This window comes from Mesobacillus maritimus, assembly GCF_044803185.1.
Taxonomy (GTDB): Bacteria; Bacillota; Bacilli; order Bacillales; family Cytobacillaceae; genus Mesobacillus_B; species Mesobacillus_B maritimus_B.
This window is the reverse complement of record NZ_CP085225.1, coordinates 920,132-933,200: the sequence shown is the minus strand read 5'-3', so window position 1 is coordinate 933,200 and position 13,069 is coordinate 920,132. Positions and strand designations below refer to the sequence as shown.

The following is a 13,069-nucleotide window of genomic DNA, read 5'->3' as shown; positions in this document are numbered from 1 at the left end:
CACATGTAAAAAAATATAATCAAAAAGTGTATAAGCTGGTCCTTTATGGAAATAATGAAAGTAACAACATCAATTTTAGGATGTTGTTGCCAACCGCGGAGAAGACTTACGTTTCCCCATAAGTTCTTCCTCCGGTTTCTCCTCTCCCTTTGCCTTCTATCCCAATAGTGGGATATAGAAGGACCCTGCAGATGATGCAGGGTTTCTTTTTTTTGGCTCTTTTCTCAAACTTTGTTGCTTTTGGGATACAAAATAGAATCGATTAAGCTTTGTTCGCTGCAAATAGTTATTAACCATGAGAAAAGAGCTTGCAAACTTACTATAACGTACAAAATCGCTTATCTTGCGTTAAAATCGGCCTTAGGTAGTAAAAATCGGCTTTAAGATTTTTACAATTTTAACAACAATCTTTACAAAAACAGCATTTTGTCTTGAATATTAGCAAAAAAGCGCAAGCTCTTCGTCTATTGGACGAACGCTAGCGCTTCATTAGATTCCCATTTTATAGTCATATTCTTTTGCTTTGTCTGGAGCTTTGTTTTCAAACTGTACTTTTAAGTAGGGCTTATAGGATGGCTCCACCTTTTTAACAAAGGAGTATGCACTAATTTTCTGTATAAGTGCATCCGTGTCCTCTTGATCACAGTATAAAACAACATACTTAAGCTTTCTCGACACATAATGGACATTTCCAAATCTTCTTAACATCTTGGCTTGTTTTAATGAATAAAGCCAAACGATAATTCCTTGTCTTTGACCTATCATATTCTTTCCCCTTCAGAACACTGCTTTTCCATAGTTTAGCATACAGCACCTAGTTTTTACAATCACTCTCAGAAGAATGCAATGACCCCAAAAAAAAGAGTATGGAAAAATCCATACTCAAGAACAACCACAACTTCCACCGCTACCGCAGCCCCCCCCGCAGGAGGAGCCTGTATCAAAAAATGGATTTCCCGTAGGAACCTTTACACTTTCAGACACAGCACGACCGATAAGAACACTAATTTCATCTAATAAGCCTTGTAAATCATTTTCAGCTTTCTTAAATTCGGCCACAGCATCATCCAAATCCACTTCTCTTTTTAGGACACGAATTTGGCCCATCACCTCTTTGTAATCGGGATGATATCTACCGAATCTCTGAACCTCTTCATAGCGTTCTTTCATCTTAACAAAAGCTTTCACCTTTGCTTGTGTATCCTTACTTGATTTCACTCTATATAAACATTGCCGATAGTTCTCAGCTATATCCGAATCTAGGACCATTTGAACAAGCTCTTCCGCTTTTTCCAAAAGTTCAATTCTTTCTACTGTAGCAAGCATAATTCGCCCACCTCCGCTTCATATTTTAACATGAAAGAATATGAAAAGCGAAGGTTTCAATTAAAAGGGAAACCACTCAGAATTACGAAGCACTTTTTTATTTACGAGAATTAAGGTTCTATTCACGTAATTTGTGGTTCTATTCACGCAAACTCTAACCCTATTCACGTAAAACTCACTTCTATTCGCATATTTACCTGCTCTATTCGCAAACCAATTTTCTATCACGTAATTCCTAGTTCTATTCACGCAAATACAAGTGCTATTTCTCGAAAGATTTACTTCTTTTCATCATTCCCAGATACTAAGACAAAGAAAATAAGCTTCTTTAGCAGGAAAGAAGCTTAAGATTGTGCGTTCATATTGGCAAACATATGCATCATCATTGAAGCCATTTGAACACTATTTGTAAACTTTTGTACATGATGTGGTATTGTCTTTTCATAAAAATGTAAAGCTGTAATTTCCATGGTATAGAGCTCTCTAGGGTCTCTTGCCAGTTTCCGATACCAATTTGGATGTATTCGGATAAATTCATGCAAATCCTTTTGCTTTTGGATACGTTCAAGTACATCTTTTCTCATTTTTGACTCCTTTAATCTTTTCTAAAAGAAAATGGGCTTTGAGGAGCATCTCGATTGGATGAAGGGTTAGAAGGCTGCTGGCTTCCTTGAAACTGCGATAGCACCCCTTGTATTGCCGCAATCGCTTGACTAATGTTTCCAATCTGGCCTTGGAGTTGCTCTTGGTCCATGTTTTTAACTGTGTTTATAATTTTCGACATCCACTCTCCGCTTTTTTCCTTTTCTTCAGAGTCTTCTTGCTTTCGACTTACCTGATTCCCTTCACGGTAAGATTCCCACCTAGAATCATCTTCTCCAAGCAAATACCATTCCTCATAGAGCTCTTGCCATGTCGCGTTTCCATTTCTTACTTCCTTAATAAGCCCTGGATTCTCTTTGACAAACATCTTAAATTGCTGAATAGATGGATGTATCGTTTTTCCTTTATTGGTCATGTTCGTCACCTCACCTTGTTACACTTGCCTACCATAATTTATGTGTTCCTGTAAAAAATGTGATTCCAGAACCTTTTTTCTTCTATATGAGTTTTACCTGCCTGTTAAACTAAGATAAAATGTTGAATGTGATTGTACAAAAGTACAGACAAGAAAGAGGTTATTCAGATGGAAAATCAAAAGTTAAATCAACTTTTAGAGGATTGCTTACAATTAGCAGATGAGAACGATAAAAAAATCATCGAGAGCATCCTAACTGGTGTCAAGGAAAAATTAGAAAGTGAGAACGGAACTTATATCGGACATATTTTACAAATGAAGCAAAATCATGAAGTGGATACATTCGAACTTACACTGCAACTCTCATCCCTGGTAAACAATAATCTTGATATTCTCCATGGGGGAATCACTGCAACTATCCTAGATACAGCAATGGGGACGATGGTCAATAGAGTGCTTCCTGAAGGACAAACAGCTGTCACGAACCAACTAAACATCCATTACCTTGCACCAGGTATCGGCAGCCAGATAGCCTGTAAGGCTAAGATTGTTCATCAGGGATCTAAGACAATGGTTATGGAAGCTGAAGTGCAAAGGGATGACGGTAAAAAAATTGCTCATGCAACCGGGACTTTTTTTATCATAAAAAAATAGCGAATGGTTTTCCATTCGCTTTCCTTCCATCAATTCTTTATAAAGTTCTGTGTGTAGTATTTTTGATAGACACCTACCCCTAAATGAGTGAATTCCCCACTTAGCAGCGATTCCCGGTGGCCTTGACTATTTAACCACCCTTCCACAACAGCTGGTCCATCAACATAATGTGCAGCAATGTTTTCACCTGCAAGTTGGAACGGAACATTTGCAGCATTTAACCGATCAGAAAGATTACCATATCTTGCTGATGTATGTGAAAAATAATTAGCTTCGTGCATCTCTTTGCTATGCCCATAAGCTACCAATGCAGCATTTTCCTCCCACTTTAAAATCCCTTGTTTATGTCTATACCTAATAACATTCGTAATATCTAGGATTTGGAGCTTTACACCAGTTTCAATTCTCTCCCAATCATCCTGTTTTGGTTCTCCGACTTGCGCCAATTCTCCTCGATAATGCATTTCATATGGTTGGTGTCTAACTAGAGTTTGTCCATCTAGGAAACGAACACTTGAAAGCAATCCTGTCATTCGATCAATATACAACTGGGCATAAATATTACCGCTCTTAACTAAAGGCCTTGTTGACAAATCTTCACTAGAGAGCTCAAATTGGTACGATCCATCTGCCTCATTTAGGGGAATACTAGACTCTATAGAATGATTGACAACTAACTCATCAAAGGACTGACCAATCTTAAAAGGAGTAACATTCGCTTCATTTCCAATAGCATAAACCGTAACTACCTTATCATTTAAAACCCCTACCTGGACATAGTGATTGATATCATAGTTATAGATATACCACGTGTATCCGTAGGCTGATAAATCTTTTCTTCTAGGTGAACCGAGCTCAGATAGTAAGGATTGAACATCCTTTCCAATTAAAGTACCTAGGCTTCCATCTGATACCATTGCTAATGATGCTTCTGTGTCTTTATGTACAGCATTGTTATCACTAATGCTCTTAGATGTTTGATTGCTTTCGAGCGCTGAGTCATTAAACATGAAGTGGTATCCTATATAAATGATGATTGAAGTCAATAGTAAAATACTGATACTCGGGCGCAATATAACTCCCCTTCCTATATAGACGTAAATTTTTAAATATAATGAAATAATATCCTCATTATTCTATCATTTATTGCCTACAAATGAATGAAAATTTAAAAAGGTGCCCAGAGGCACCTTTTGTATTTACTGTAGCTGGTTTTCATCATGTTCGGAGATTTCAGAAAGTGCAACCTCAGCCTGATTATCCATTTTGGGATTGATTGCAAAATCACCGAGAGCAACGATTCCCACTAGCTTATCACCTTCAACAATAGGTAATCGGCGGATTTGATGCTCTGCCATTACCCTTGCTGCTTCATCAGTAGTCGTATCAGGAGTAATAGTCACTAGGTGCTCGCTCATAACTACTTCTACCTTTGAGGATGGCGGCTTCTTTTCTGCAATTCCTCGAAGAACGATATCTCGATCTGTAATCATCCCCACTAATTTTTCACCATCCACAATTGGGATTGCTCCTACATTATACTCTTTCATTTTCACTGCAACTTCGTATACATTATCAAGCAAGGAGCAAGTTTCCACATCCGTAGTCATAATCTCACGAATTTTACCCATATCAATCATCTCCATTTTATAATATTTCTACTTCCTTTAGATTCTCCTGTTAAAAAAAGATTTATGCTCACTTAATACATTGCAACTTTTGATTATTTTTACTATTATTGATAAAGAGATGGGTTTACCATTATGTAGCATTTTGCTTCTATGTGTTTTAGGAGGGATGAGGATGATTTTTGAAAAGACCGGATTGGAAAATTTAAAAGCCGATCTAAACAGGTTAGATGAAGTAATGCCTGATTATGGACTTGAGCGCCATGGGCAATGGGATTATGAACGTGTCACTTTTGACCGTAAGTTTGATTTAAAAGAAGGTACATATTATCTTCGCATTCAAGGGTATGCAGTGGAAGGAGATGTTGGTGCTCATAAAGCTGTCATTCAACTAATGGCGCCACTTCTTGGAAAACATTATTACCCACACGGAGTGGAGTATGGGGAGAATGAACACTTCCCTAAATCACTTGTAAGTCAGTGTGAAAAGGTCCTTAAAGACTTAAAAGAAGACATAGAGATATTTGCTCTATAATCATCTAAAAGAAAGGCGCAGTGATGCGTCTTTCTTTTCAAATTTAGAGTAATGTTGGACTAACTGAAAAGTTCCTTGGCGATTATATTTAAAAAATACTATAATAAAGGTACTCATAAAAATTACCCTATAAGATATTCAATCGTTTAGAAAGGGGTCTCAATTGACTAGATTTATAACAAAAAGGAATATAACAATAGTAATCGCTATTATCCTAACAGCATTACTTTTCTACATTATACTCCCTGTTTCTGTTCCCTTGATTAGTGCGTTAATTACAGCTGTCATTCTTGAACCACTGGTACGTTTTATTAAGAGAAGAACAAATATCGGTCGCAAATTTGCTGTTATCATCATTTTTATTGCCTTTTTAATCATGATTGGTTTATCTGGATATTTTATTACAACCAAAGTTATTACCGAGGCAATAAATATTGTCGAAAACGCACCGAGATACATCAATGATATTACGAATGTTTGGTTCGATGCTCAAGATCGATTTGTTGAGGCAGCCAAGGACTTCCCCGATGAATTAGTACATGAGATAAACGACCGTGGTGAGGAATTTCTCCTCAATGCAAGAGATGACTTACTTGCTTTTATCAATATCAATAATTTAAAAGCTTTGCTAACCAATATCCCAAATTTTCTTGTTAGCTTTTTGGTGTATTTAATCGCCTTATTCCTATTTCTTCTTGACTTACCAAGACTTAGGAATGGCTTTTATAGCTTTCTGTCAGAAAGAACTGCAGAGAAAGTCAATTTCATGGCATCACGTCTTACCAATGTGACGACTGGCTTTTTTAAAGCCCAATTCCTTGTGAGTGTCATCATCTTTGTAGTATCTCTTTTAGGTCTTTTACTGATTGTCCCTGAAATTGCTTTATTCATGTCACTGGTTATATGGATTATTGACTTTATTCCAATCATTGGATCTATTGCGATTCTTGGCCCGTGGGCTATATTTCATCTTTTAGCTGGAGATATAGTGATCGGTACCAAGTTGGCCATATTGGCTGCGGTTCTCTTAATTATCCGGAGAACTGTGGAACCAAAGGTGATGGGAACCCATATTGGTCTGTCCCCTCTGGCAACATTGATTGCGATGTACCTTGGTTTAAAATTGATAGGGATGGCTGGATTTATTATTGGACCATTAGTAATCATTGCCTTTAACACAGCTAGAGAAGCTGGAATAATAAAATTGAACTTTAAAATATAAAACCGGACTTATTGTCCGGTTCTTTTTTTACAAAAAAATGCTACCAAATTGGCAGCATTTAATGGAACTATTCTATTTATCCACCCAGTATTGCCTTAATAAGAGAGGTTGTCTCTCCTCCATGATAAAAAACATATAAAAGTAAATAAACCGCAACACCCGTAATTCCTGTAAAGAACCATACAACACTCGTCACTGGGCCTAACTTCCGGTGAAAAGCAAGACGTTGTTTATACCCCGTCCAAAGGGAAGTAATGCCTAAAATAGCTCCCAAGGTAGCAAGAGTAATATGGAAGATTAAGAACACTGTGTAATAGATTTTTATATCATCTGGGCCTCCAAATGAAGTATTGCCTACAAACACTGTCCTAGAGGCGTAAATAATAAAGAAAATAACCGCAAAAATCCCAGCAAGTGTCATTGTTTTTCTGTGTTTCTCGATCTCTCGCTGCTTAATTTGCCACCAGCCTATTGCGACAGTGAGTGCACTTAACACAATAAACGTTGTACTGATGGTTGGAAGAATTGGAAGGTTCCCCATACTTATTTTCCTCTCTCTTTTTCTAATAATTTTTTTACTAATCTACTACTTTGATGGTTGTGGATGCTGCTGGCGGTATAGTGCCAATTCCTCGTTTTCCTTTTCCCTTTCACTGTTGTACCAGCTAAAGAAAGTATAGGCAAGAACAACTCCATAGACAATTTCTTGAATGATCTTCATCACAACTCCGCCAAGGCGCTGATCTTCGAGTAAGGTGAGCGAGCTAAACATTTCTGGCCCACTTAGATTTAGCATCGATAACGTTGAACCTGGTACACATAGAGCAAGAGCTTGTGCCCAAGCATTTGGGTCCGAAAAAGTAGCGTACATAGGAGCATCCGCAAAAATAATTAACGCACATGCCGGAGTTAACAGAATCCCGTCGGCAAAAATATAGCCAATCTTTTTCAACCCAGAAAGTGATTGTTGTTCAGGCAGGACATTTAACAATGGCCACCACATGACAATCGCAAACAGAAACATAATTGATGTGTATCCTGCATGCAACCACATATCCGTTTTAATCACATCGAATATTAACGGGATATGATAAAAAGAAAAAATACCATTAAACAGCACGAGTGCAATAAGAGGCTTTGTCATAAACGAAAAGACTGGCTTAATTATAGGATTGTTGATGATTCCTCTCCATATCCAGTTAGGCACCCCCAAAATGAGCAAAGGAGGGATAACGAGGTATAAGCTAGCCATTTGAATCATATGAGCGTAGAACGTAATATGTCCTAACAGGTCTAGGGGTGATCCTTTTACCGCATATAACAAAATGATTCCCGTTGTAAAGAAGATAGCCTGTTTACTTGTGACCCGCTCGCTCTCTTTAAAACGAGGGTAGTATTTAAAGACAAGCAGATAATAAACAGCTAAAACAATCATAAGACTAACAAAGTAATAAGGACTCCAGTTTGCTCTAAACCCAAACAAATCAAGAGAAAACATTTAAAATCACCTCAAAATTAATAGAAAAGCTTTTATTCATTATACCTTTTCTAACGAAGGAACCGCAATCGAACAGTGCTGAATAAAAAATCCAAAATTAAACAAAGAAAAAAACCGGCCTTACGGACCAGTTTTTCTCTCATTTTTTTACCACCAAATGATTGTCATGAAGGCCAGAACCGTTACGAAACCGACAAGTACTCCAGAGTATAGGAATAGTTGTGGAGCTTCATGTCCCTTATGACTCATATGCATAAAATAATACAATTGAAAAATTACTTGAACACATGCCAAGAGCAGGATGAATGGAACGATGAACCAGCTTGATAGATCACCAAATCCAACTGCAGCAAAAGCGATTAATGTCAGAAAGATCATTAGAGAAAAGGTAATAACCTGGTATCTCATTTCCTCTGCACTTTTTTTGCGTCGATAGTCAAGGTCAACTCTTGGGTTACCTGAAGTAGTTTGTTGATTTGCCATCAGTTTATCCCACCATTCCCATTAAGTATACGACTGTAAAGATAAATACCCAAACAACATCGATAAAGTGCCAGTACAGACTAGCGACATAAAATTTCGGCGCATTGTATAAGCTCAAACCACGTTTTGCATTGCGGACCATTAAAGTAACAATCCAAAATAAACCAAAGGCAACGTGGGCTCCATGAAAGCCTACAAGCGTATAGAATGCAGATCCAAATGCACTACTTGTAAAACTATGATGGAATTCATGCACATAATGATTGAACTCATAAATTTCTAACAATAGGAATGCTAAGCCCAATAGTACCGTGATTCCCATCCATAACTGCATTTTCTTAAATTCAAAGTTCTTCATATGATACATTGCATAAACGCTTGTTAACGAACTCGTTAAAAGTATCATTGTCATAAGAAAAACTAAAGGCATTTCAAACAAATCTTTGGCAAGTGCGTGCTCTGCAGTAGGCACCTTATCCTTAAGAGCAAGGTAGGTTGCGAAGAGAGTGGCGAACAACACCGTCTCTCCTCCTAAAAAGAGCCAGAACCCTAAAAATTTATTTTTCGCTTCAAGGGTTGCTTTCTCAGGCGACGCCGGCCAGGTTTCATTGGTCATTTTTTCTTCAGCGTGCATTATGCCTTAACCCCCTTATCATCGTCGTCAGTCAAGTCTTCTTTATGAATATGGAAGCCATGATCATCCTTGATAGAACGGACGAACATAGAAAGGAATGTTACTAGCATTCCACCGATTAAGACTGGAAGTCCCCAAGCATAATCAACACGGTACATCGCTCCAAATGCAGCAATGAATAATCCAAGTGATATCATAAATGGAATGAAAGAGCCATTAGGCATATGAATGTCTCCAAGTGGCTCTGCAGGAGTCATTTCTTTCTTCCCTTCCATTTTTTCAATCCAGTAAGGATCTAATCCACGTGTTAATGGAAGCTGCTTAAAGTTATAGAATGGCGGTGGTGACGCAACTGCCCACTCAAGAGTACGTCCATCTCCCCATGGGTCATTTCCAACTCTCTCATTCTTCACACTTGTTATGATGACATTGATCAATAAGACAATGACCGCGACAGCCATGAAAAATGCACCGACTGTGGAAACAAAGTTCCCTACTTCTAGTCCCTGATTTGGCAGGAAAGTAAAGATACGACGTGGCATCCCCATTAGACCAAGGAAATGCTGAATAAAGAATGTTAAATGGAAGCCGATTAAGAATAACCAGAAAGTAATCTTCCCTAAGAACTCATTTAACATAGTTCCAAACATTTTCGGCCAATAGAAATGGGTTGCAGCCAAAATCGCTAGTACAACACCACCAATGATAACGTAGTGGAAATGAGCAACAACAAAGTAAGTATCATGATACTGATAATCTGCTGCCGCTGCAGCAAGCATAACACCAGTGACTCCACCCGCAACGAATGACGGTACAAACGCAACTGCGTACATCATTGGAGTTGTAAACTTGATACTTCCACCCCACATGGTTAGAAGCCAGTTAAATATCTTGATACCTGTTGGAACCGCAATCGCCATTGTTGCAACTGCAAAAATCGCGTTAGCAATTGGACCTAAACCAGTTGTAAACATATGGTGAGCCCACACCATGAACCCAAGGAAACCAATCAGTACAGTCGCAAATACCATTGACGAATACCCGAACAATCGCTTCCTTGAGAATGTTGAAATGATATCAGAGAATATTCCGAAAGCTGGTAAGATTAAAATATAAACTTCTGGGTGACCAAAAATCCAGAATAGGTGTTCCCAGATGACTGTATTTCCACCCATTGTATGATCGAAGAAATTTGCTCCGAACATACGGTCAAACATCATGAAGAACAATCCGATTGTAAGGGGTGGGAAAGCAAAAAGAATCAATGCGGATGCAACGAAAGTCGTCCAAGTGAAAAGTGGCATCCTCATATATGTCATCCCTGGGGCACGCATATTAATGATTGTCACTAGGAAGTTAATCCCGGCAATTAATGTACCTGCACCAGAAATCTGTAAACCTAAAACGTAAAAATCAATTCCATGTCCCTCTGAAGCTAGTGACAATGATGCATAAGAAGTCCATCCTGCATCAGGAGCCCCACCTAAAAACCAAGAAAGGTTTAGGAAAACTCCACCAAAGAAGAACAACCAAAATCCTAATGAGTTTAGGAATGGAAAAGCTACGTCCCTTGCACCAATTTGTAATGGCACAACAGCATTCATAAAAGCAAATAAAAGTGGCATGGCTGCAAGGAATATCATTGTTGTTCCATGCATCGTTAGGATTTCATTATAAAAACCTGCACTTACAAAGTTATTGTCTGGTATAGCTAACTGGATTCGGATAACCATTGCTTCCAATCCACCGAGGACAAAGAAAAATCCACCAGCTATCAAATAGAGGATAGCGATTTTCTTATGGTCAACAGTGGTTAGATAGTCCCATAAAACAGCGCCTACCCCTTTTTTCTGAGCATAGGTACTCACAGTTTTACCTCCATTTCATCCCCTGTTATTCTTGGACTTTTAAGCCCATTAAGTAATCAGTAACAGCATCAATTTCCTCATCAGACAAGTTATATTTGCCAGTCATCTTGTTCCCTGGCTTATAACTTTCAGGATCTTTCAGCCAATTTTTAATGTTTTCTTCGTTATGTTCCAGGATCCCCGCAACAAGTGTACGATTACCAAAGTCAGTAAGGTTAGGACCCATACGAGCTTGTTCGGGAGTTGTATTTGCTGGTGTTACAGCATGACAACCGATACAGCTGTTGTTGAAAATTTCTTGCCCTGCTTGTGCCTCTGCAGTTTCAGCCTGAACTGGTTCAGTTACGGATTGCATATCTGCTACCCATTGGTCAAATTCCGCGCGTGGAAGAGCTTTTACCTTAAAGTCCATCAACGCATGAGAAGGACCACAAAGTTCAGCACATTTACCATAGAATATCCCACCAGCTTCATCAGACTTAGTTGGGTCAAACTCAAGCCAGAACTTGTTAACATTTTCAGTGTTGGTATCCATTTTCCCACCAACAGGAGGAATCCAGAATGAGTGCTTTACATCAGAAGCTATCAGGTTAAAGTAAACCTTTTCACCAGTTGGCACCACTAAATCTTGGCTTGTTAGAATTTCCTCATTAGGATACTCAAATTCCCACCAATAAAGATTAGCACGCACATTTACTACAAGTGCATCCGTTTTTCCTTCTTCGTTCTTTTCCTCCATTGGAGATACATCAGCAAGTTTGAATGTTGCCGAAACAGTTGGAACAGCCAAAACTAATAGTAATAAGATTGGTATAACTGTCCAAAGAATCTCTAATGTGTGACTTCCCTCAACCTGTTTAGGGATTTCATCATCACTTTTGCGACGAAAACGTACCATTACAACAATAAAAATTACCGCTACAATTGCAATTACCCCTACCATTATTGCAGTACTTAACACCATTAGATCAAATTGCATCTGCGCAACTTCTCCTGCCGGCTGTAGTGCGGACAGAAAAGGTTCACCGCACCCGGCTAGTAGTGCTATGACCGCAAACAAAGGTAGCAAACGCCATTTCCCAAGCCTTTTCATAGCTTTTTAAACCCCTCTTTCATAAGAAATTCATTAAATGATTCTAAAAATAATATATGGATAAATTCTCCCCGTCCCGAGGCGGAGAAAATGTCCCAGCAATGTGTGATTAGTCTCTTAATAAGACTTAAATATTCTTAAATTAGTGTGACAATTACCATAGCAACGAATAAAATCGTCAGGTATTGTAATGAGTAGACAAACATCAGCTTTGCCCATTTAATATCATCTTTAAATTTCCGAGCATAGAAACCAAGGAACAACCAACCAATATTCAGGGCGGAAGCCAATATAAGAAATGGTAGTCCTAACTCCAACAAAAGAAACGGAAGTGGTAGGAGAGCTGTAATCCATAGAATGATGGACTTTTTGGTTCTCGCGAACCCTTTGACTACAGGCAGCATCGGTATACTAGCAGCACGATATTCCTCAGCTCTTCTCATTGCGAGTGCATAAAAGTGCGGAGGTTGCCAGATAAACATAATTAAAAATAATACCCATGCCATCATGCTAAGATTAGCATCAACAGCAGCCCAACCAATTAATGGTGGAACAGCACCTGAGATACTCCCAACAATCGTGTTAGACACGTATAGACGCTTGGACCACATACTATAAAGAACTACATAACTGAAAACCCCGATTAAGCCAATAATTCCGGCTGTTATCGTGGTCATAAATAATAGAACTGAACCAATCCCAATAAACAAGAAACCTAGAAAAGCCACTTTTACAGGCTGTATTTTCCCGGTAACAGTCGGTCTTCCTTTCGTCCTTTCCATTAAGGGATCGATATCCCGGTCTATGTAATTATTTAGACTACATGAACCTGCAATAATTAATGATGAACCTATCAATGCTAAAAAAACAATATCTAGGTTCCCCAAAAAACGCATCCCACTGAAATGTAGAGCAAGCCACAGTCCTGTAAATGTCGTAATTGCATTTGAGTTAACGATGCCAACTTTAATCAGAGCAAGAAAATCTTTAACTACTGATGTCTCTCCCACCCCAGCGTTAAGAGGTTGCTGGTTTCCATCCATGACAGCCCCATTGTAAGCTTTTGGACTCGACATTCCTTCTCCTCCTTCTTCATTAAATTCTTATTTT

Annotated in this window: 16 protein-coding genes; 3 read left to right on the top strand and 13 right to left on the bottom strand. The window is 38.5% G+C overall.

The genetic code is table 11. From position 1 onward, the window contains the following. Positions 1-489: 489 nt before the first annotated feature. The 4 genes from LG336_RS04600 to LG336_RS04585 form a co-directional block, all read right to left on the bottom strand. A complete protein-coding gene (locus LG336_RS04600) occupies positions 490-765 on the bottom strand; it encodes a YlbG family protein (protein WP_404331385.1) in 276 nt (91 codons plus the stop codon). 117 nt (positions 766-882) lie between these two features. Then, positions 883-1,326 (bottom strand): YlbF family regulator, encoded by a 444-nt coding sequence (locus LG336_RS04595; protein WP_404331384.1) that lies wholly within the window; start codon positions 1,324-1,326, stop codon positions 883-885. A gap of 344 nt (positions 1,327-1,670) precedes the next feature. Then, on the bottom strand, positions 1,671-1,910 hold the full coding sequence (locus tag LG336_RS04590) for a YlbE-like family protein (protein ID WP_404331383.1): 240 nt from the start codon (positions 1,908-1,910) through the stop codon (positions 1,671-1,673). A gap of 11 nt (positions 1,911-1,921) precedes the next feature. Next, positions 1,922-2,344, bottom strand: a complete 423-nt coding sequence (locus LG336_RS04585) for a YlbD family protein (RefSeq protein WP_404331381.1) — start codon at positions 2,342-2,344, stop codon at positions 1,922-1,924. A 168-nt stretch (positions 2,345-2,512) separates the two neighbouring features. On the opposite strand from LG336_RS04585, the gene LG336_RS04580 reads away from it, so the two are divergent. Beyond that, positions 2,513-2,998: a PaaI family thioesterase gene (locus tag LG336_RS04580; protein ID WP_404331379.1), complete on the top strand. Its 486-nt coding sequence runs from the start codon at positions 2,513-2,515 to the stop codon at positions 2,996-2,998. Between the two features lie 29 nt (positions 2,999-3,027). Here LG336_RS04580 and LG336_RS04575 read toward each other — a convergent pair whose 3' ends face one another. Both LG336_RS04575 and LG336_RS04570 read right to left on the bottom strand, forming a co-directional pair. Next, positions 3,028-4,008, bottom strand: a complete 981-nt coding sequence (locus LG336_RS04575; protein ID WP_404331377.1) for a CAP domain-containing protein — start codon at positions 4,006-4,008, stop codon at positions 3,028-3,030. A gap of 189 nt (positions 4,009-4,197) precedes the next feature. Next, positions 4,198-4,629, bottom strand: a complete 432-nt coding sequence (locus LG336_RS04570; RefSeq protein WP_404331376.1) for a CBS domain-containing protein — start codon at positions 4,627-4,629, stop codon at positions 4,198-4,200. Positions 4,630-4,801: 172 nt separating this feature from the next. On the opposite strand from LG336_RS04570, the gene LG336_RS04565 reads away from it, so the two are divergent. Together LG336_RS04565 and ytvI are read left to right on the top strand one after the other, a co-directional pair. Then, complete coding sequence (locus LG336_RS04565; RefSeq protein WP_404331374.1) at positions 4,802-5,161, top strand: YugN family protein; 360 nt, start codon at positions 4,802-4,804, stop codon at positions 5,159-5,161. Positions 5,162-5,324: 163 nt separating this feature from the next. After that, entirely contained in the window at positions 5,325-6,383 is a 1,059-nt protein-coding gene (gene ytvI / locus LG336_RS04560; RefSeq protein WP_404331373.1) for a sporulation integral membrane protein YtvI, read from the top strand. A 76-nt stretch (positions 6,384-6,459) separates the two neighbouring features. On the opposite strand, the gene LG336_RS04555 is transcribed toward ytvI, so the two are convergent. The 7 genes from LG336_RS04555 to cyoE all read right to left on the bottom strand — a co-directional run bounded on the left by LG336_RS04555 (position 6,460) and on the right by cyoE (position 13,035). Beyond that, positions 6,460-6,924, bottom strand: a complete 465-nt coding sequence (locus tag LG336_RS04555; RefSeq protein ID WP_404331372.1) for a DUF420 domain-containing protein — start codon at positions 6,922-6,924, stop codon at positions 6,460-6,462. A 45-nt stretch (positions 6,925-6,969) separates the two neighbouring features. After that, positions 6,970-7,881, bottom strand: a complete 912-nt coding sequence (gene ctaG, locus LG336_RS04550) for a cytochrome c oxidase assembly factor CtaG (RefSeq protein WP_404331371.1) — start codon at positions 7,879-7,881, stop codon at positions 6,970-6,972. 147 nt (positions 7,882-8,028) lie between these two features. Then, the gene (ctaF, locus tag LG336_RS04545; RefSeq protein WP_404331370.1) at positions 8,029-8,364 is read right to left on the bottom strand and encodes a cytochrome c oxidase subunit IVB; all 336 of its coding nucleotides are present in this window, start codon (positions 8,362-8,364) and stop codon (positions 8,029-8,031) included. 4 nt (positions 8,365-8,368) lie between these two features. Further along, entirely contained in the window at positions 8,369-8,998 is a 630-nt protein-coding gene (locus tag LG336_RS04540; protein WP_404331369.1) for a cytochrome (ubi)quinol oxidase subunit III, read from the bottom strand. Next, positions 8,998-10,866 (bottom strand): cytochrome c oxidase subunit I, encoded by a 1,869-nt coding sequence (gene ctaD / locus LG336_RS04535; protein WP_404331368.1) that lies wholly within the window; start codon positions 10,864-10,866, stop codon positions 8,998-9,000. The genes LG336_RS04540 and ctaD overlap by 1 nt, the downstream gene beginning before the upstream one ends. A 25-nt stretch (positions 10,867-10,891) precedes the next feature. After that, positions 10,892-11,959 (bottom strand): cytochrome c oxidase subunit II, encoded by a 1,068-nt coding sequence (gene coxB, locus LG336_RS04530; RefSeq protein WP_404331367.1) that lies wholly within the window; start codon positions 11,957-11,959, stop codon positions 10,892-10,894. A gap of 137 nt (positions 11,960-12,096) precedes the next feature. Next, on the bottom strand, positions 12,097-13,035 hold the full coding sequence (gene cyoE / locus LG336_RS04525) for a heme o synthase (RefSeq protein WP_404331366.1): 939 nt from the start codon (positions 13,033-13,035) through the stop codon (positions 12,097-12,099). Positions 13,036-13,069 lie beyond the last annotated feature (34 nt).

Excerpts from the sequence above, each read along its gene's own strand:
- LG336_RS04600 (WP_404331385.1), bottom strand. The coding sequence starts at position 765 with ATGATAGGTCAAAGACAAGGAATTATCGTTTGGCTTTATTCATTAAAA.
- LG336_RS04595 (WP_404331384.1), bottom strand. The coding sequence starts at position 1,326 with ATGCTTGCTACAGTAGAAAGAATTGAACTTTTGGAAAAAGCGGAAGAG.
- LG336_RS04590 (WP_404331383.1), bottom strand. The coding sequence starts at position 1,910 with ATGAGAAAAGATGTACTTGAACGTATCCAAAAGCAAAAGGATTTGCAT.
- LG336_RS04585 (WP_404331381.1), bottom strand. The coding sequence starts at position 2,344 with ATGACCAATAAAGGAAAAACGATACATCCATCTATTCAGCAATTTAAG.
- LG336_RS04580 (WP_404331379.1), top strand. The coding sequence starts at position 2,513 with ATGGAAAATCAAAAGTTAAATCAACTTTTAGAGGATTGCTTACAATTA.
- LG336_RS04575 (WP_404331377.1), bottom strand. The coding sequence starts at position 4,008 with ATGTTTAATGACTCAGCGCTCGAAAGCAATCAAACATCTAAGAGCATT.
- LG336_RS04570 (WP_404331376.1), bottom strand. The coding sequence starts at position 4,629 with ATGGGTAAAATTCGTGAGATTATGACTACGGATGTGGAAACTTGCTCC.
- LG336_RS04565 (WP_404331374.1), top strand. The coding sequence starts at position 4,802 with ATGATTTTTGAAAAGACCGGATTGGAAAATTTAAAAGCCGATCTAAAC.
- LG336_RS04555 (WP_404331372.1), bottom strand. The coding sequence starts at position 6,924 with ATGGGGAACCTTCCAATTCTTCCAACCATCAGTACAACGTTTATTGTG.
- ctaG (WP_404331371.1), bottom strand. The coding sequence starts at position 7,881 with ATGTTTTCTCTTGATTTGTTTGGGTTTAGAGCAAACTGGAGTCCTTAT.
- ctaF (WP_404331370.1), bottom strand. The coding sequence starts at position 8,364 with ATGGCAAATCAACAAACTACTTCAGGTAACCCAAGAGTTGACCTTGAC.
- LG336_RS04540 (WP_404331369.1), bottom strand. The coding sequence starts at position 8,998 with ATGCACGCTGAAGAAAAAATGACCAATGAAACCTGGCCGGCGTCGCCT.
- coxB (WP_404331367.1), bottom strand. The coding sequence starts at position 11,959 with ATGAAAAGGCTTGGGAAATGGCGTTTGCTACCTTTGTTTGCGGTCATA.
- cyoE (WP_404331366.1), bottom strand. The coding sequence starts at position 13,035 with ATGTCGAGTCCAAAAGCTTACAATGGGGCTGTCATGGATGGAAACCAG.